This window comes from Pseudidiomarina sp. CB1 (assembly GCF_024752025.1).
Lineage (GTDB): Bacteria > Pseudomonadota > Gammaproteobacteria > Enterobacterales > Alteromonadaceae > Pseudidiomarina.
Genome location: NZ_JANTPU010000001.1, coordinates 969,047 through 987,738 on the forward strand (window position 1 = coordinate 969,047; position 18,692 = coordinate 987,738).

Sequence of the window (18,692 nt, forward strand, 5' to 3'; positions counted from 1 at the left end):
TTACTGTATAAATACTGTATAACTACTGTATGTAAACACAGTAGTTGTAGCACGTTATGCGTAAGGAGCTTTTTTATGTTGGTGCATCTACACGTTCGCAATTTTGCCGTCGTTCGGCAACTCGACGTTGACTTTAAACAAGGTATGACCGCCATTACCGGTGAAACCGGCGCAGGAAAATCAATTGCTCTCGACGCTCTCGGGCTTTGCTTGGGCGACCGTGCCGATAGTGATGCCATTCGCCCTAGTGCAGAGAAAGCGGAAGTCATCGCAAGTTTTCAACTAATCCCGTCAGGCCCCGCACATGAATGGTTAACGGCACAAGAGTTGCTCGACGAAGATGAACCTGAACACTGTGTTCTGCGTCGTGTCATAACCCGCGAAGGGCGTTCTAAAGCGTGGATCAATGGTTGCCCTGTGAACGTCACACAATTGAAGCAACTAGCGCCGCTGTTAGTGAACATTCACGGTCAACACGAACACCAATTGCTCACCAAACCGGAACACCAGCTTGAATTACTTGATGCGTACGCACGCCATGATGACCTGCTTAACGATGTTAGCTCGGCTTATCGCCAATGGTACGATTTGCGAAAAAAACAAAAACAAGCGATACAACAACAGGAAGAGCGTCAAGCACGATCACAACTGATCCGTTATCAAGTGGAAGAGCTGGATCAATTCGCACTGCAAGAAGGTGAATACGAAGAGCTCGAACAACTGCATAAGAAATTGAGTAACAGTTCTGCTTTACAAGAAGACAGCCAATTTGCGGTCAATGCCCTCTTCGAAGGTGAGCATAATAATGCCTATGGGTTAGTTCAGGCTGCCGTACAACGCTTGGAACAGCAACTCGACAATGATCCAACACTCGAGCCCGCAGTTAAAATGCTGACTGAAGCCAGTGTCCAAATCGAAGAAGCAGCCCGTGAATTACGTCATTACAGTGACGCTATCGAGCTCGACCAGGATGCTTTAGCAAACGCCGAGAAACGTGTCACCCAAGCTGTGCAATTAGCGCGCAAGCATCAACTTGAACCAACGGCGTTGCCAAGTTTACATGCGCAATTGAAAGCTGAATTAGCAGAGCTCGACGCCGCCGCGGATGCGCTGGCTAACTCTGATGAAGCCGTTCAAGTTGCCGCACAACATTATCGATCATGTGCTGCAAAGCTATCGGCACAGCGCCAACACGCGGCAAAAGAGTTAGGTGAACAAATTTCACAATCCATGCGTGAATTAAATATGCCGCATGGGCGCTTCGTTATTGCAGTGGAGCATCAAGCCGATGCACCAGCAACACGTGTTGGCACCGATAATGTGCAATTCCAAGTTACCACCAACCCAGGCCAACCGCTGCAGTCATTGGCTCGGGTCGCGTCCGGCGGTGAGCTTTCGCGTATCAGTCTTGCGGTACAGGTGATTGCCGCCGCACAAATGACAACTCCGACACTAATGTTTGATGAAGTTGACGTTGGTGTAAGTGGTGCTACTGCCGCTACAGTTGGTAAATTATTGCGCCAACTTGGCAAGCAAAATCAGGTGATTTGCGTGACACATTTACCGCAGGTTGCCGCCCTAGCTCACCAACAATTACGGGTAGATAAAACGACCGACGGTGAGCATACTGAAACCCAAATGACCGCCCTTGATCACGACAACCGTGTGATCGAGCTAGCACGGTTACTTGGGGGAGATCGCATTACCGATACCACCAAAGCGAATGCCAAAGAATTATTGGCAAATGCTAGCTAAATGAACGTTTCCGCAATAAATAGGTCAATCTAAACTCTGCAAGGCTAGTTATTCAGCCTTGCTTTGTTTATCATCAGAACTATTGAACTCCATAAACGAGAAGTAAAGTCTATTTTATGAAGAAATTATTGTTGGCAAGCCTAGTGATCGCACTGAGTGGTTGCTCCGTATTTGATGGTCTAGTACATCGGATTGACGTCCCACAAGGTAACTATTTGGAGCAACGCGATGTTGACCAACTGCGCATCGGTATGAGCAAAGAACAAGTGAATTATGTTCTTGGCGCACCGGTCGCCGAAAATGTATTTGCCGACGACACTTGGTACTATGTATTCAACATGGATTCTGGCAGTGGTGATGATTATCGTCGAACAGTGACGCTCACTTTCGTTGATAATAAACTCACAGACTATGCTGGTGATTTTGATCGTCCAAAGAATTTTGACACGCCGCTGGATCAATAAACAGGCTGTTGCCAGCGCACTTCCGTAATTTTAAGCACCGAATGGGGAGTGTATGGAACCGAGCAACAGCCTCGAGCGCTTCACTGACATTATTAAAAGCCCGACTGACCATCGCCACTATGCGATGGTTCGCTTACCTAATGGCTTGCGCTGTGCGCTCGTACACGATCCTGATGCACAACAGAGCACAGCCGCTGTAGCGGTCGCTGCCGGTCACTTCCAAGATCCCAATGACACCCAAGGACTTGCTCACTTCCTCGAGCACATGCTGTTTTTGGGAACCCACAAATACCCCGAAGCCACTGCTTACCAAGACTTTATTCATCAACACGGCGGTCACCACAATGCGTGGACGGGAACTGAGTACAGTAGTTACTATTGCAGTGTGGACGCCACAAGCTTCGCCGCTGCTCTCGACCGATTCTCGCGCTTTTTTTACGAGCCGACATTCAACCCTGAATGGATTGCCAAAGAAGTTAATGCGATAGAGTCTGAGTTTCAGATGAAACGCAAAGACGAGTTACGACGGTTGTATCAAGTCCACAAGGCAACCGCCAATCCTGCGCATCCCTTTTCAAAGTTTTCCGTAGGGAATTTCGCGACACTTACAGAAAACGGTGACACCACCGGCCTAGACCATCGCATGCGTGAGTTTTTCGCGACCTGGTACCGAGCCAATCGTATGACACTTGTGTTGGCGGGCCCGCAATCACTGGACGAGCTAGAACAATTGGCGCACCAGCACTTTAGCGCCATCGTCGGCAATGGGCCTTCTGCTAGCCCAGAACAAGCAGCTCTTTATTTACCTGAGCAGCGTGCGGTGCAACTCAATGTTCGTCCATTAAAAGACGCTCGCCGTTTAATACTTGCTTTCGCACTACCTAGCATCGACGACGACTACCCCTACAAAACCACAAGTTTCATCGCTCACTTATTAGGTTACGAAGGACCTGGCAGCCTCTACGCTGAACTGCATCACGCAAATTTAATTAATAGCTTAGCTGCCGGTGGCGGTATTAGTGGTAGTAACTTCAAAGACTTTAACCTCAACATGCAACTCACTGCGGAGGGGCTAGCTAAAACCGATCAAATTATTATGGCAGTGCTAGGAGCTGTTGAACGAATTAAGAACGAGGGGCTTGAAGATTGGCGTTACCGTGAGCGACAAGTCGCTATTGCTAACGCATTTCGTTTTCAAGAGCCAGCTCGGACGGCCGACCTTGCGCCACAACTTGCTATCAATATGCATCATTATGAGCCGCATGACTTGATCTTTGGCGACTATCGCATGGACCAGCTCAATACCACTAAAGCTCGCGAATTACTGAATCTTATGCACGTGGACAATTTGCGTGCAACGCTGATTCACCGAGAGGTCGAAGTCGATCAGCATGAACCGATTTATGGTACTGACTATCAACTACGTCCGTTCACCGAAGAGCAGAAGGACAAGTGGCGGAATGCACAAACAAAAAGCATTCAATTGCCGGCGCCCAATCCTTACCTCCACCCGTTAAGCTCACCGTTGCCGCTGGAAGAGCCGATTTCACGGCAACCACAATGTTATCAGCTAGCGGAAGGCCTCACGTTGTGGCATTTACAAGATCCTGATTTTAGAGCACCCAAAGCGCACATTTATTGTCAATTTACGTTGCCAAATGTTACGGCGAGTGCGCGTCATTACGCCAGCGCCCGCCTCTGGTGTGAACTGATGATCGATCGCCTTAATGAAGATTGTTACGATGCCGAAATTGCGGGCCTACATTTTAATATTTACCCACAGCACTATGGCATCACTTTACACATAAGTGGTTACTCGCAAGGTATCGTAGAGCTCAGCAAAGATCTTCTGCAGCGCATGCGTTCGACGTCTTTCAGTGACTCGCGCTTCGCCGATATCAAACAAAAACTATGTGTCAATTGGCAGTCAGCGCTTGCGAACAAACCTCTAAATCTGTTGTTTGCTCGCTTAAATGTTTTACTACAACCTCATATGTATGCACTTAGCGATCTTGCAGAGGCCCTCGACACTATTACCCGCGCAAGCTTCGATGCTTGGCATGAGCAATTATTTGCAGCGGTTGAATTAAAGCTATTTGCCCACGGCGATCTGACCCCGAACGTACTTAAGCCCTTGACTGACTGTGCGTCACAAAGCTTTTCGATGCAAGCTGACTTGCAAGCCAACATGCCAGCCACACGCGACCTCGAACAACTTAAGCACGCTGGGAAACTCGACGCTCGTGGCCAACTTGAAACGCACCACTCTGATCATGCGGCAATGCTGGTTATCCAAGGCCCTGACACCAGCGTCCTGCAACAAACCAATATGTTGTTGCTCAATCAGTTTATTCAGCCGCACTTGTTTAATGAACTTCGCACGCGTCAACAACTCGGTTATCTGGTGGGCAGCACCTATATGCCGATAGAGCAGCGCCCTCATCTACTCATGTATGTGCAATCGAGTAACCAGCAAGCAGAGCACTTATGCGACGCACTTGACGAATTTAGGCAGCATTTTTTAAGTCAATTCGATGATCGTATTCACGATGAACTCGAGCAAGTGAAGGGATACCTCATTCGTAAGTTACGTGAACCAGATACCAATTTACGCTTACGTAGTCAGCGTTTATGGAGCACTATTTCGCCAGCTGATGTAAGTTTTGACCGCCTTGAACAAATGGCCCTAGAGCTTGAATCGAATACAACTTTGTTTTTCATCAAGCAATTAGCCGAAATCCTAGCTACAACGGGGCATCACGGCTATATTACGGCAACTCCTAAAGAACTTTGACAGCCTCGAGATTATTGGGTAACTTGAGCGGTATAACAAAAATAAGAGTTGTGGCGAAACACAACCCAACAATGGGATGACACGTGCGCTTTGATACACAATTGAGAAAGTGGTGGTCGGCTTGCACCCAAAACAAAATAGTTCTGGGCCGCATAGCTGTCGCTTTTTTACTGTTGCTAACTAGTGCATTTTCGCTCACTAGTCTAACCCCGTCAGCATACGCTCAAGTTGGCTCGGGTAATGACTGGCGTGTGGAGCTGATTACCTTACGTGTTGCCAATAAGCCCATAAGTGCCGATACCCTTGACGAACGCAATCTCGCGCAACTTTACAATGCGACACAACTGCATGTTCCGCGCTTGCAAGAACCGCTCACCATTGAATTTGGCGCACCTTATGCGCCAAGTGCTCAAAAGCTTCAATACCGTTATAAACTGGACGGGTTTGACGCAAATTGGATTTATACCGATGCGGACTATCGTCGTGCAACGTACACCAATCTTGATTTCGGCAATTATACGTTTCGTGTAGAGGCCTCACCAAACGGTAGCTATTGGTTCGGTACACGCACCATCGAGCTTGATGTTGCGGCCCCACTTTGGTTGTCGCCATGGGCGATAGCTTTATACGCGGCGTTGCTCATCGGCATTCTCGTCGGCGTTGGTGCCATTATTAGCACGCGGCGACAAGCCATTCACCTCCTGCGCGACAGTGAGGAACGCTTAAAGCTGAGTTTGTGGGGCAGTGGCGACCAACTTTGGGATTGGCATATCGACACCGATGAGTTACATCGCCATAACACATGGCGTCAGTTAAAGAACTTCCCAGAGGATGGCATTCGCTTTGGTGATGACACCGGCAAATCAAATATCCATCCTGCGGATCTTGCCAAAGTCCGTTGGACGCTGCGCAATTATCTTGAAGGTAAAACCGACCACTATGAACAAACCTATCGTGTAGCCTCACACAAAGGCTGGATGTGGGTTCTCGATCGCGGCAAGATTGTTACCTACGATGAGCAACAGCGCCCGCGCCGAATGACCGGGACCTTAAAAGATATAACGCCACTGGTCACCGCTGAAGAGCGCTTAAAGATGTTGGCTGCCTCGATCACTAACATTTCCGATGGCGTCTGTATCTATGACGCGCAATTTAATGTGGTGGAAACCAACCAGTCCTTTTCACGGATCACTGGCTATCGTCGCGACGATATGATTGGCCGTTCACTGCGCTTTAGTTTGTACAGTCCAGATCACCTTGAACAGATCAAGCAAATAGTGCAACAGCAAGGAACTTGGCATGGCGAGCTAGAGGATTTGCGTAAGGATGGCACCGTTTATCAAATGGAGCTTACCCTTGATGCCATCCGTGACGAGAGTAAAGAAATTTCGTATTACGTCGCTACCTTCTCAGATATCACCGATCGTAAAAACGCTGAACGGGAACTCCGTCGTCTTTCGAATACCGACACCCTAACGGGCCTACCGAATCGCTCTTACTTCCAAGTCAGCCATTCAAACTTAGTACGCAAGCGTATTATGCATGCCCTGCTGTTATTCGACTTGGACGACTTTAAGAAAATCAATGACTCACTTGGGCATGAAGTCGGTGATCACTTACTCATGCATGTTGCCGAGCGTGTTGGTGAAGTGGGCCGCCCACAAGACACCTTTTATCGACTCGGTGGCGACGAATTCGTTTTGATGCTTGAGGATACGACTGACGTACGGGTGATCACCTCCGCCGCTAAACGTATTTTAGAGTGTCTCTCGCAACCATTTCATATTAGCGACCATGACATCGTGGTCAGTAGTTCGATAGGTATTGTTGTTTACCCGAACGACGGACAATCCTCGCAAGAGCTACTGCAGAATGCTGATACGGCAATGTATCATGCGAAAAATCGTGGTGGTGCTACGTACCAATTCTTTAATGAGTCGATGAACAAAAATGCCGTGCGACGGTTGCAAGTTGAAAACCAATTACGGCACGCTCTACGGAATAATTATTTGCAGGTGCACTACCAGCCCAAGGTTTCATTACGCACAAATAAGTTTGTCGGCTTGGAAGCACTGGTACGGCTTGAGATACCGGACGTCGGCGTCGTCAGTCCCGCCGAGTTCATTCCACTCGCCGAAGAAACTGGACTTATTATCGATGTCGGTGAACGCGTGTTACGGCAAACCTGCCGCGATATGCGCGAGTGGGTTGAAGCGGGTGCCGTGCAGGGCCGCGTGGCCGTCAACCTGTCAGCGAAGCAGTTTTTGCAGCCCGATCTAGCCGAACGCATCATGGTTATTTTGCAAGAAGAAAAGCTTCATCCAAGTTATTTAGAGCTAGAGATTACAGAGGGCGTGGTTATGGACGATCCCGAACGCGCGATTGAAATCATGACCGAGCTGAATAACCTTGGCATTCACCTAGCGCTCGATGATTTTGGTACTGGCTATTCATCACTCGCTTATTTGAAGCGCTTCCCGATTCAAACATTGAAGATCGACAAGGCCTTCATCGACGACATCAATGGCGCTGAACGTGACCGCAACATGGTCGCATCGATTGTCGCCATGGCGCACAATTTAGGTCTTGATGTGGTTGCTGAGGGAGTCGTGAACTTAGAACAAGCAGCGACCTTGAGCAACTTACAGTGTGAGTTTGCGCAAGGCTTCCTCTTTGCCGAACCGCTGCGCAGCGAGAACTTTCTGGCCCATATTAGCACCACCCTTGCGACGCTAAAAAACAGTCCTTAATGCGGCTGCCAAAGCACATTGTCGCGACCCAACGCGCGCAACAAGGTCATACGTTTGTGTGAGATAAATAACGGTAGAACAACCGGGCCAAGCATCAACGCCGCGAACCCCCAGCGTTTAGCCCCCATGGCATTGCGTAAAGCTTGAATATAAACAAGTAGCGCAGACAACAAACAACACAGCGCGATCAACAAAACAACCTCCTAAATAATGGCTATGAAGTCAGCCGAAACTGCCTGCATAGCCACCTACTTCGTATTAGTCATCGTCATTATAAAACGAACGGCCTTCATTTGCCATTTCGACCAACAACGGTGCTGGCTCATAACGTTCGCCATGTGCTTTAGCATAGCCGCGCAGTTGGCCGACAACTTCAGCGCAGCCTAGGCTATCGATGTAGCGGAATGGGCCGCCACGAAATGGTGGAAAACCAATACCAAAAATCGCGCCTATATCGCCATCTCGCGGACTACGGATGATCCCTTCGGCTAAGCAATAGGCGGCTTCATTCAGCATTAAAAACACCGTGCGACGTGCTATTTCATTACCACTAAGCTGCGCATTTGGCTGAACTCCGAGCAGGTTGTATACGCTGCTATCGACTTCCTTGCCAGGCTTTTTACCGCTATACGCATAAAAGCCCTTTTTGTTCTTCTTGCCTTTGCGCTCGTCATCTAACAGCTTTCCAAACGCATCTGGTGCGCGAAAGCGATCGCCAAGCTCGTTGGCCATAATTGGCGCAACTTTCGCCGCAACGTCGATGCCGACTTCGTCCATTAATTTCATCGGACCAACTGGGAAGCCAAATTTAACCAAGGCTTTATCAACCGCTTCAATAGGTTCGCCACCGAGGACCAGACGTGCCGCTTCATTCATGTAAGGGGCAAGAACACGATTAACGTAAAAGCCTGCGCCATCCTTTACCACGATCGGCGTTTTGCCTTGCTTTTTCGCTAGCGCCACGGTCGTTGCAATGGTCGCATCGGAGGTCTTCGTATGAGTGATAATTTCCGCCAACGGCATTTTGTCTACTGGCGAAAAGTAATGCAACCCAATCACATTCTCGGGACGCTTGGCTTTTGCGGCGATTTGCGTAATCGGTAAGCTCGATGTATTGGTCGCGAAAATCGTATGCTCTTGCGCATGTTCCTCAATATCAGCGACCATCTTTTGCTTCAGCTCAAGATCTTCAAAGACCGCCTCGATTACCAGATCGGTGCGCTCGAACCCAGAGTAATCGAGGGTACCGCTGAGTCGTAGCATGGTCTTTTCTAATTCAGCACGGCGCATATGCTTACGTTTAACTTTCTTGTTTAGCAGGTCATAGCTGTACTTCATTGCATGCACAATGCCCTGTTCAGCAATATCTTTAATGCGCACAGGAATCCCGGCTTTTGCTGCTGTTACATAGGCAATTCCACCGCCCATGAGACCGCCGCCCAATACGCCAACGCGGCTTACCGAGCCGGGTTTAGTATCACCAGCACCCGTTTCTTTTTTCATCGCCGTTGTCGCAAAGAAAATACCGCGTAATTGCTTCGATTCTGGTGTCATCGCGAGCATGCCAAATTGGCGCGCTTCGTACTGAAGCCCCTCTTGGAAGCCATGGTCAGCGCCATAGGAAATCGTATCAATGATGGCATCGATCGCCGGATAATTACCTTTAGCCTTTGCCTGCGCCTGCTCGCGCGCTTTCTTGAAAATGATGCCACGACCAAAACGAGTGCCTTCAAGGCCTTTATTGAGTAAGCTGTGGTGCACTCGTTGTACTTTTGCTTTGCTCTTTAGCGCCTTCTCAACGGCCGCTTCAAGCAAAATACTACTTGGCACAACATCATCAACAATACCCAGCTTTTTAGCTTGCTTAGGCCGCAGCTGCTTGCCGGCCAAAATCAACGGCAGTGCTTTTTGAATGCCAATCAGACGTGGCAAGCGCTGAGTTCCACCGGAGCCCGGCAGCAAGCCTAATTGCACTTCAGGTAAGCCTAACGAAGTTTTGTCATTATCCGTACAAACGCGGTAATGGCAGGCGAGTGCCAACTCTAAACCACCGCCTAAACAAGCACCGTCAATCGCTGCGACAACAGGTACCGACAATTGCTCGATGCGATCAAACATCGCTTGCCCTTGGCGCGCAAGACTTTCCGCGTCAGCAGCATTTTCGCAATCATCAATCATACTGATATCAGCACCAGCGACAAATGAACCCGGCTTATCACTAATAACCACGATACCTTTGAGCGTACTCAGTTGCTCAAGTTTGCCCAGTACCTCACTTACCTCTTCAGCGAAGCTCGCTTTCAAGGTATTCATTGATTCGCCAGGCACATCGATGTGAATAACCGCGACGCCATCGTCACGCGTTTCTAAAGTAAATGCGCGTTTCGTATCAGTCATTAGTTACTCTCCAAAATCATTGCTGAGCCAAGCCCACCGGCAGCACAAGCGGTGGTCAACGCGGTACCACCACCACGACGTTTAAGTTCACGCAAGGTTTGTGTGATCATGCGCGCGCCGGTTGCAGCAAATGGATGGCCGTACGCAATCGAACCGCCCAGCACATTAAATTTATCCATATCAATCTCACCAATGGCTTCGCTGCGTCCGAGTTTTTCCGCCGCGAACTTTTTACTGCCAAACATTTTTACGTTCGCCAATGTTTGTGCCGCAAAGGCTTCATGCATGTCGATTAAATCAAGGTCGCTTAGCTTCATACCAGCACGGTCCAATGCTATCGGCGTGGCGAATGAAGGCCCCATTAGCATGTCTTTCTCGACACCGATGGCGCTAAACGCATAACTCTTGATGTAGCCCAAAATCTCATAACCTAAGGCCTTCGCCTTGCTTTCAGTCATCAACAGCACCGCTGCCGCACCGTCAGTAAGTGGCGTGCTATTCGCTGCTGTCACCGAACCGTGTTTACGATCAAACACAGGCCGCAATTTCGCATAGCTGTCGAGCTGACTATCACTGCGAATCGTGTTGTCACGGCGTAAAAAGTCTTTATACGGTTCCGCAAAGGCAGTCATGACCTCAGCGTCGAGCTTACCTGCTTCCCATGCTTCATGAGCGAGCGTGTGTGAACGATGCGCTAGGGCATCTTGATCGGCGCGGTTGATACCATGAGTCTTCGCCATTTGCTCGGCTGTGTCGCCCATCGTCAGACCAGTACTATATTCCGCAATCGCCGGCGGTACTGGGAGTAAATCTTTGAAACTCAGACGCTTTAAAACACTCAGTCGCTGACCTAAGCTACGCGCTTTATTTAAATCAACCAACGCATGCGCCAACTTGCGCGAAACGCCTATCGGTAACACCGAAGAGGAATCTGCGCCGCCAGCGATACCGACACTAATGTTGCCAGCGACCATGGTTTCAAGCACGTTTACAGTTGCCTGAAAGCTGGTAGCACAGGCACGGGATACGCTATAGGCATCGGTGTTAACCGGCAAACTGGTACCGAGCACGATTTCACGAGCGATATTCGGTGCCGACGGCATTTGCACGACTTGGCCAAAAACCAATTGTTCAACTTCTTTGCCATCTAAGCCATAGCGGTTGAGCATTTCTTGCACAACCATCTTACCTAAATCAAGCGCTGGTATACCGTGATAATAGCTTGCTTGCTTGGCAAATGGAGTGCGGAGCCCAGCGACCACCGCTATGCGATCCCCCTGTGGCGTAGTCAGTTGCTGACGTGACGTCATAATTCACTACCTCTGTTCGGTAAATTGGCGGATTTCTGATCTGGTCAGACCTCACGATTTATTACAAATTCTAGCGGTTTCATCCCAAGAATTAAACTCTTGTTTTAGGTAAAGTACATACTAGAGTATAGACACAGCTATCACATTAGGGGTTAACATGGCCGCAGAACAGTTTCAAAGCCTGCGAAATTACTTAGACAGCCAAGTGCTCGGGCAACCAGAGTTCACCGAAAGCTTGCTGATTGCCGTCCTTGCCGACGGTCACCTCTTGGTCGAGGGTCCACCTGGTCTCGCCAAAACACGCGCCGTGAACGCCTTAGCCAAAGGGATTGAAGGAGACTTTCATCGTATTCAATTCACCCCGGATCTGTTGCCTGCAGATTTGACCGGTACCGACATCTATCGGCCAGAAACTGGCGAGTTTGTCTTTCAAAAGGGCCCGTTGTTTCACAATGTGATCTTGGCCGATGAAATCAACCGCGCTCCCGCAAAGGTCCAATCCGCGTTACTTGAAGCCATGGCGGAGCGCCAAATTACGGTGGGGCAAACAACCTATCCCCTACCCGGCTTATTTATGGTTTTGGCAACACAAAATCCGTTGGAGCAGGAAGGTACCTATCCTCTCCCAGAAGCACAGCTTGATCGTTTTCTTATGCAACTCAATCTCGATTATCCTGCGGCCGAAACCGAGCTGGATATTTTGCGTTTGACCCGCGGCGAAGAATTACATGGCGACTTGGCGATGCCCGCCCCGTTAAGCCAACAAGATATCTTCGCAGCGCGCAAAGAAGTATTAGAAATCTTTATGGACGAAAATGTCGAAAATTACCTCGTGCAACTGGTGATTGCTACACGACAAGCCGAACATTATTCGAATGACTTGGCTCGATGGTTAAGTTACGGTGCGAGTCCGCGCGCAACGATTGCGCTTGATCGATGCGCCCGTGCGAAGGCCTGGTTAGCCGGGCGCGACTTTGTCACGCCAGATGATATTCAAGCTGTCTTCGCGCACGTTTTACGTCACCGCATTATTTTAAGCTACCAAGCCGAAGCGGATGGCGTAACCGCTGACCAAGCCTTACAGGTTATTCTACAAGAAGTGCCAACCCCGTAGGTGATTATGACCAACGCAAGCGAATGGCTGCAACAATGGCACAGCGATGGCATGCACGTCGGTAGTGCTGAATTAATGTACTACCGTAGCAAAGTCGGTGCCTTCGCACGGCATCGCAAACTACATCCGCCGAAGGCACAAACTGGGGCCTTGCTCAGTAAAACAAGGGGCCGAGGTATGGAGTTTGACGAAGTCCGGCATTATCAAGCGGGTGATGATGTGCGCGCCATCGATTGGCGCGTTACAGCGCGAACCGGCACCCCTCACACTAAACTTTACCGTGAAGAACGTGAACGTCCGGTAATGTTTATCGTGGATCTATCTCCCTCACAGCACTTCGGTAGTCAGTTGTTGTTAAAGAGTGTCCTTGCCTGTCACATCACTGCTGCAATGGCGTGGCTTGCTGTCCAACGTGGCGATCGCGTCGGTGCCCTGCTCGGGCACCCACAGCGCCACGTAGAGATTCGCCCACAGGGACGCCAACATGGCGTCTTGCGCATTATTCATAGCCTCGTAGAACTGCAAAATGAAAGCTTAGCAGCGTGGCAGCAGGCGCCAGCGGATGGCTCAACTGCAAACTTAGATGACTTGCTCCAGCGCGCCCAGCAGGTTGCCAAACCAGGAACCATTATTCACATTATCAGCGACTGGCAGCAGTTTTCCGGGACCACCTTTACACTGTTACAAGCACTGCAACGCCATTGCAGTCTGCAAGTGTTACAGTGCAGTGATCCGCTCGAGCATCAGTTTCCCGAACCTCTCGCCCAACAAGACATTGCATTGAGTAATGGTCAACGCCAACTCGAGTTTCCAGCGGGTGATATGGCACTGCGCACAAGCTACACCGCACAGAGCGCGCAACAACAGCAGCAGCTTTGGTCACATCTACAGCAGCTACAACTCGAGTTACACCAATTTAGCGCAGCGCGTGCGCTCGAGGAGCAATGGCCGGAGGTGATGTTGTAATGACCAATCCCGCATTGAGTGAACTCAACCCTATTATCGCCGCGCCTGCTGCATCTTGGTGGCCGTTAGCGCCGGGTTGGTATGTGGCGGCAATCACCGCAGTTAGCCTTACGCTGCTGCTAACCCTAACCATCGTGCGCGCGGTCCGACGCCGCCGCATCAGACGCGCAGCCTTGCGCCAACTGCAACCAGGGTTAGCGCTTAATGAGCTTAACTTACGCATAAAACAAGCATGTATGGGCTATTATCCGCGCAAACATATTGCCCAACTCAGTGGTCGCCAGTGGCGCGACTTCTTGCTCCAACAGCTCAGCGAACGCAATGCGGCGCGCTACTACGACCTTCTCGTCGAAGTTGAGCAAGCGAGTTACCGCCCGTTTGCCGAACAAGCAGAATTGCAGCAACGTTACTATGAATTTACCAAGGCTTGGTTAAAGCTTGCGCTACCACCGAGTAAAGCACAACGGAGGCGCATTCATGATTGAGTTTGCTTGGCCTTGGCTGGCTTTCGCTTGGCTGTTGGGACCTGCACTGTGGTGGCTGCGCCGGCCACAACAACAGCACTTCTCAACCTTACGCGTACCACAGTTACTGCAGCTTAACGAGAACGCATCAAAGCAACCACGCTCGTGGTTGCGTAGCTTCATACTCTTTATGTTGTGGAGCTTACTCATTGCTGCATTATGTCGTCCGCAATGGCTTGGCGAACCGGTACAGATCCGCAGTGAAGCCCGCGAGATGGTGTTAGCTGTCGATTTATCGGGGAGTATGGAAATCGCTGACATGAAAATCAATGGCGAAGAAGTGAATCGCCTTAGCATGGTCAAACATGTTGTTAGTGACTTTGTCGAACGGCGAAAAGGCGACAAGATGGGACTTATTCTGTTTGCCGATACCGCCTATGTGCAAGCACCAATCACCTACGATTTAGCCAGTGTGAAACAATTACTCGAAGAAGCTCAGCTGCGCTTGATCGGCGAACGTACGGCTATCGGTGACGCAGTTGCACTGGCGGTGAAACGGTTTCGCGACAACGAAGAAAGTAATAAAATTCTCATCTTGTTGACCGATGGCCAGAACACCGCTGGCTACGTCTCACCGGAGCAGGCACAGCAACTCGCCAGCTACTATGGTGTTAAGGTTTATGCCATCGGCGTCGGTGCTGAAGAAGTGATTGTTGATAGTTTCTTTGGCCAGCGTAAAGTCAATCCGAGTCGGGATCTTGACGAGGCGATGCTACAAGGACTAGCCCAAGCCACCGGTGGTGAGTATTTTCGCGCGCGCAGCACTGAAGAGCTCCAGCAAATCTATCAAACCTTAGACCAGTACGAGCCCGTCAGCGGTGATGAGCAATTACGTCGACCACAGACCGAACTGTTTTACTGGCCTGCCGGTCTCGCATTTGCACTTTTCGCATTCAGCTGGCTCATCGGACAACTACGCCAACAGCGGCGGAGGTCAGCAGCATGAATCTAGACCTGTTCCATTTCGTTCGACCATGGTGGCTGCTCGGCTTTTGTGTTGTGCTATGGGTCGCCTTAGTACTTTGGCGCCGGAATAAACAACAACAGGGCTGGTATCAAGTGGTTGCACCACATTTATCAACTTTGTTGGTTGCCGATCAGAACCGTCAGCGTCGCTCTTTGGTCGGCTGGCTGTTGCCGCTCGCTCTAAGTAGTCTAGTCCTAGGCCTAGCTGGGCCTACTTGGCAGAAGAAGCCGCAACCCGTCTTCCAGTTGGACGCTGGGCAAGTCATCGTACTTGATGTTTCACAGTCCATGTTAGCCACCGATATCACGCCAAATCGCCTCACCCAAATGCGTTTCAAGGCAATGGCGCTCGCCAACGAACAGCTTGATGGTGAAACTGGGCTTATTGCTTATGCTGGTGATGCTTATGTGATCAGCCCGTTGACCACAGATTCTCGAAGTCTAAGTAACTTAATTCGCGCCCTGCGCCCCGAACTCATGCCCGTGCAAGGCAGTTATCCGCTCGCCGCGTTAGAACTCGCTGACCGTCTGTTGCGCGAAGCTGGCTATGCCGAAGGCGATATTTATTGGTTCACCGATGGTATCGATACACGCGATCAACAAGAACTAACAACCTTTGTGCGTAACCATCCGCACCGTATTGCGATACTGGGTTTAGGGACCGAACAAGGCGCGCCGATTCAATTAGCCAACGGCAATTTACTACGCGATGCTGCCGGCGATGTGGTGGTGCCGAAAATGTTAGCCAGTCGCTTAGAACGCTTAGCAGACCTTAGCGACGGTCGTTTTAGCGTATGGCGACAAGATCAACAAGACCTGCAATTTCTCAGCAGTATGCCACCACTCAACCGCGAAGGCAGCGAAAGCGAGGACCAGCGTGGTGATGCCTGGGTCGACCAAGGTCCATGGCTCATTGGATTAGCCGTGCTTTTAGTACTGCCGCTCGTGCGACGCAATGCGTTTCATTTTGCGATGGTTCTGCTACTTGGTAATCTTGCGCTGTTTACGCCACCCAGCGCTCACGCACAAGCGACCAGCAACGACGAAGGCCTTGCATGGCATGAACAACTTTGGCAAACCCCGTATCAACAAACCGATCAGGCATTACGGGCCGAGGACTATGAAAGGGCCAAGCGCATTGCTGAAGATCCTTGGCAACGTGGCACAGCCAACTATGCGCAAGGCAATTATGAACAAGCCTTGCAAGACTTTTCCCAAGTCGATAACGCGCAAGGCTACTACAATCAAGGGAATGCCTTGATGCAACTTGAGCGCTTCGACGAAGCAGCAAATGTCTATCAAGAGGCGCTTGAACGTGATCCCGCATTGACTGAAGCGCAGGAAAACCTTGCTTTGGCGAAGCAGTTAGCTGCCGCACAACAAGAGCAGGAACAACAGCAACAAGGCCAAGGTGAAGGGCAACAGCAACAAGAAGGCCAACAACAAGGCGAACAGGACAGCGACGCACAAAGCGAGCAACAACCCGCGGAGCAGAGCGGTACTGAAGGTGAAGCGCAACAACAAGAACAAGGTGCCGAGCCGCAAGCCGAAACACCACCGCAACAACAAGAAGCTGATACAGAATCTAACTCAGCTGCAGCTGAAGGCGAGGAGGCCGATCCACAAGCGATGCCGAGCGCCGATCAACTCAGTGAAGAGCAACGCCAACAAATGGAGAACTGGCTTAATCGCATCGAAGATGATCCAGCTATCTTGCTACAACGAAAAATGGAGCTTGAAGCACGCCGCCGAGGTCGCGAGCGTCTGCCCCAAGGAGTCGATAAACAGTGGTAAAAACAGTACGTCACTTAGCCTTTATAAGCGCATTGATGCTCGCGTTTGGTTTCGCTGGATCGGCGACTTATGCGCAAACAGATTCACCTAAAACAGTCGTTATGAGTGTTGATAAAAACCCAATTGCCAGCGGTGATACTTTTATCCTCACGCTCACCGTCGATCAGTTTATTGAGGATCAACAATGGCGGCCGGCTGAGCTGCTTCCAGATTTCGACGTCATGGGGACTTCAAGTAGTAGCACCACCCAAATCATCAATGGCGCAACCACGCGCGAAAAAACATTTCGAACAGTGGCCAAGGCGCCGCAACAACCTGGTGACTATGAACTCGGACCTTTCACTGTTGCCGGCGCAACGTCTAATCAACTCACATTGCAAGTTCTCCCAGCGGACGACCCAGCACTTAGTGAGCAGCGTGACGCTTTCATGCGGGTGGAACTCGATCGTGAAGAAGTTTATGTGCAAGAGCAGGTCGTTTTAACGACCAAGCTTTACCTTGCAGCGAACTTGCATAGCGGTAATATCATTCCACCAGAACTAGAAGACGCAGACATTCGCCAAGTTGGTCGTGATGAAGACAGCACTGAAGTCATCGACGGACGCATGTTTCAAGTTTTCCAGCGTAGTTTTGTGGTTATCCCGCAACGGTCTGGTGCGCAAGAAATTCGTGGCCCAGTTTTTCAGGGGCAAATCAACGTCGCCAGCAACCGCACGCTGTTTCCAAGCTTTTCTTCGACGCGCGCGGTGACCACAGCGGCGACTGACCTGCCGCTAACGGTGAAGCCGATTCCGCAAGATTGGCCAAAGCAACACACATGGTTGCCAGCCGAGCTCGTTACCTTATCGGTGTCGGTCGGAAACGAGGGCAGCACGCAACCGGAAGATGAGCAATTGCAAATCACTCAGGGAGAGCCGCTTACGCTCACCTATCGCCTGACTGCGGTTGGCCCACTTGCCGACCAATTACCACGTTTGGACGAACTGGTTCGCCAGCTGCCCATTGGCGACGCCAGTATTTATCCAGAAGCCCCCGAATCAGCCATGAATCAGCGCAATGGTCGTTTAGTATCGCAACAGACCTTACGGGTTGCGATTATTCCACACAGCGCTGGCACACTCGAAATCCCCAGCCTAGAGCTGCCCTGGTTCAATACCCAACTACGTGGACGGCAGCAAGCAGCTGCGCCAGGACAAAGCATTTTGGTAGCACCCGGTGTTAGCGATGGTCGCGATGTGCAACCCACTGCTGCCCAACAAACGCCAGAACCTTCAGCGCCAAGTGCAGATGAAGCGAAAGCTAACACCGAAACGGTGACTTCGCCCACAGCAACAAGTCAACGCGAGTTACGCTATTGGCAGTATGCGGCAGGAGCGCTCGCAGCACTATGGCTGTTAACCCTACTGTTCTGGTTTCTTCGTGCACGTCAGCACAACACCGGTACGGCCCATCAGGAAGATGCTACGTCATCGGCAAGTGAGGGCAACGCCCGCGCAGATCTTCGCGCTGTGCAACGCGCCTGTAATGCAAACGACGCAATGGCCGTGGAGGTTGCCCTCAAAACGTGGATGCGGGCGCAGTTGAAACTTTCTGGACAACTCAATGCGCTGGCTGACTACTTTGACCACACGCCATTGCGCAGCCAACTTGAGCATCTGCAGAGCTCGCGGTTTTCAGCAGGGCAACATGATTGGCAAGAAGGAAAAGCGCTATGGCGAGCCTTACAGGGTGCTTTACAGGCGCATAAAGAACGCCAGCGCGGGCAACCTTCAGAATTGCCACCGCTTTATCCCCAATAACCACTCTTTACCGATGTACCCATAAAAAAACGCATCCCTAGGGATGCGTTTTTGAATTC

The 18,692-nt window shown here is 50.5% G+C and carries 13 protein-coding genes; 10 read left to right on the forward strand and 3 right to left on the reverse strand.

Annotated elements, in window-relative coordinates; genetic code table 11:
- The first annotated feature begins 75 nt into the window (after positions 1 to 75).
- The 4 genes from recN (at position 76) to NV375_RS04790 (ending at position 7,763) form a co-directional block, all read left to right on the forward strand.
- Positions 76 to 1,755 (forward strand): DNA repair protein RecN, encoded by a 1,680-nt coding sequence (gene recN, locus NV375_RS04775; protein WP_126771008.1) that lies wholly within the window; start codon positions 76 to 78, stop codon positions 1,753 to 1,755.
- 116 nt (positions 1,756 to 1,871) lie between these two features.
- On the forward strand, positions 1,872 to 2,219 hold the full coding sequence (locus NV375_RS04780) for an outer membrane protein assembly factor BamE (RefSeq protein WP_126771010.1): 348 nt from the start codon (positions 1,872 to 1,874) through the stop codon (positions 2,217 to 2,219).
- A 52-nt stretch (positions 2,220 to 2,271) separates the two neighbouring features.
- On the forward strand, positions 2,272 to 5,013 hold the full coding sequence (locus tag NV375_RS04785; RefSeq protein WP_258807171.1) for an insulinase family protein: 2,742 nt from the start codon (positions 2,272 to 2,274) through the stop codon (positions 5,011 to 5,013).
- A gap of 251 nt (positions 5,014 to 5,264) precedes the next feature.
- A complete protein-coding gene (locus NV375_RS04790; protein ID WP_198677646.1) occupies positions 5,265 to 7,763 on the forward strand; it encodes an EAL domain-containing protein in 2,499 nt (832 codons plus the stop codon).
- On the opposite strand, the gene NV375_RS04795 is transcribed toward NV375_RS04790, so the two are convergent.
- The 3 genes from NV375_RS04795 to fadI all read right to left on the reverse strand — a co-directional run bounded on the left by NV375_RS04795 (position 7,760) and on the right by fadI (position 11,470).
- Positions 7,760 to 7,957, reverse strand: coding sequence for a hypothetical protein (locus NV375_RS04795; RefSeq protein WP_126771016.1), 198 nt, complete (start codon positions 7,955 to 7,957; stop codon positions 7,760 to 7,762). The genes NV375_RS04790 and NV375_RS04795 overlap by 4 nt on opposite strands.
- Positions 7,958 to 8,021: 64 nt before the next feature.
- Positions 8,022 to 10,160, reverse strand: coding sequence for a fatty acid oxidation complex subunit alpha FadJ (gene fadJ, locus NV375_RS04800; RefSeq protein WP_258807172.1), 2,139 nt, complete (start codon positions 10,158 to 10,160; stop codon positions 8,022 to 8,024).
- Entirely contained in the window at positions 10,160 to 11,470 is a 1,311-nt protein-coding gene (fadI, locus tag NV375_RS04805; protein WP_126771020.1) for an acetyl-CoA C-acyltransferase FadI, read from the reverse strand. Before fadI ends, fadJ begins: the two co-directional genes overlap by 1 nt.
- A 157-nt stretch (positions 11,471 to 11,627) precedes the next feature.
- On the opposite strand from fadI, the gene NV375_RS04810 reads away from it, so the two are divergent.
- From NV375_RS04810 to NV375_RS04835, 6 genes are read left to right on the forward strand one after another with little or no spacing between them, the layout of a single operon-like run.
- The gene (locus NV375_RS04810) at positions 11,628 to 12,584 is read left to right on the forward strand and encodes a MoxR family ATPase (RefSeq protein WP_258807173.1); all 957 of its coding nucleotides are present in this window, start codon (positions 11,628 to 11,630) and stop codon (positions 12,582 to 12,584) included.
- A gap of 6 nt (positions 12,585 to 12,590) precedes the next feature.
- Positions 12,591 to 13,550 (forward strand): DUF58 domain-containing protein, encoded by a 960-nt coding sequence (locus tag NV375_RS04815; protein WP_258807174.1) that lies wholly within the window; start codon positions 12,591 to 12,593, stop codon positions 13,548 to 13,550.
- Positions 13,550 to 14,035 (forward strand): DUF4381 domain-containing protein, encoded by a 486-nt coding sequence (locus tag NV375_RS04820; RefSeq protein WP_258807175.1) that lies wholly within the window; start codon positions 13,550 to 13,552, stop codon positions 14,033 to 14,035. Before NV375_RS04815 ends, NV375_RS04820 begins: the two co-directional genes overlap by 1 nt.
- Positions 14,028 to 15,020 (forward strand): VWA domain-containing protein, encoded by a 993-nt coding sequence (locus tag NV375_RS04825; protein ID WP_258807176.1) that lies wholly within the window; start codon positions 14,028 to 14,030, stop codon positions 15,018 to 15,020. The genes NV375_RS04820 and NV375_RS04825 overlap by 8 nt, the downstream gene beginning before the upstream one ends.
- On the forward strand, positions 15,017 to 16,834 hold the full coding sequence (locus NV375_RS04830; RefSeq protein ID WP_258807177.1) for a VWA domain-containing protein: 1,818 nt from the start codon (positions 15,017 to 15,019) through the stop codon (positions 16,832 to 16,834). Before NV375_RS04825 ends, NV375_RS04830 begins: the two co-directional genes overlap by 4 nt.
- Positions 16,828 to 18,633, forward strand: coding sequence for a BatD family protein (locus tag NV375_RS04835; RefSeq protein WP_258807178.1), 1,806 nt, complete (start codon positions 16,828 to 16,830; stop codon positions 18,631 to 18,633). Before NV375_RS04830 ends, NV375_RS04835 begins: the two co-directional genes overlap by 7 nt.
- Positions 18,634 to 18,692 lie beyond the last annotated feature (59 nt).

What these genes read in the sequence shown, in the direction of transcription:
- recN (WP_126771008.1), top strand. Translation starts at nt 76, where the DNA reads ATGTTGGTGCATCTACACGTTCGCAATTTTGCCGTCGTTCGGCAACTC.
- NV375_RS04780 (WP_126771010.1), top strand. Translation starts at nt 1,872, where the DNA reads ATGAAGAAATTATTGTTGGCAAGCCTAGTGATCGCACTGAGTGGTTGC.
- NV375_RS04785 (WP_258807171.1), top strand. Translation starts at nt 2,272, where the DNA reads ATGGAACCGAGCAACAGCCTCGAGCGCTTCACTGACATTATTAAAAGC.
- fadJ (WP_258807172.1), bottom strand. Translation starts at nt 10,160, where the DNA reads ATGACTGATACGAAACGCGCATTTACTTTAGAAACGCGTGACGATGGC.
- fadI (WP_126771020.1), bottom strand. Translation starts at nt 11,470, where the DNA reads ATGACGTCACGTCAGCAACTGACTACGCCACAGGGGGATCGCATAGCG.
- NV375_RS04810 (WP_258807173.1), top strand. Translation starts at nt 11,628, where the DNA reads ATGGCCGCAGAACAGTTTCAAAGCCTGCGAAATTACTTAGACAGCCAA.
- NV375_RS04815 (WP_258807174.1), top strand. Translation starts at nt 12,591, where the DNA reads ATGACCAACGCAAGCGAATGGCTGCAACAATGGCACAGCGATGGCATG.
- NV375_RS04820 (WP_258807175.1), top strand. Translation starts at nt 13,550, where the DNA reads ATGACCAATCCCGCATTGAGTGAACTCAACCCTATTATCGCCGCGCCT.
- NV375_RS04825 (WP_258807176.1), top strand. Translation starts at nt 14,028, where the DNA reads ATGATTGAGTTTGCTTGGCCTTGGCTGGCTTTCGCTTGGCTGTTGGGA.
- NV375_RS04830 (WP_258807177.1), top strand. Translation starts at nt 15,017, where the DNA reads ATGAATCTAGACCTGTTCCATTTCGTTCGACCATGGTGGCTGCTCGGC.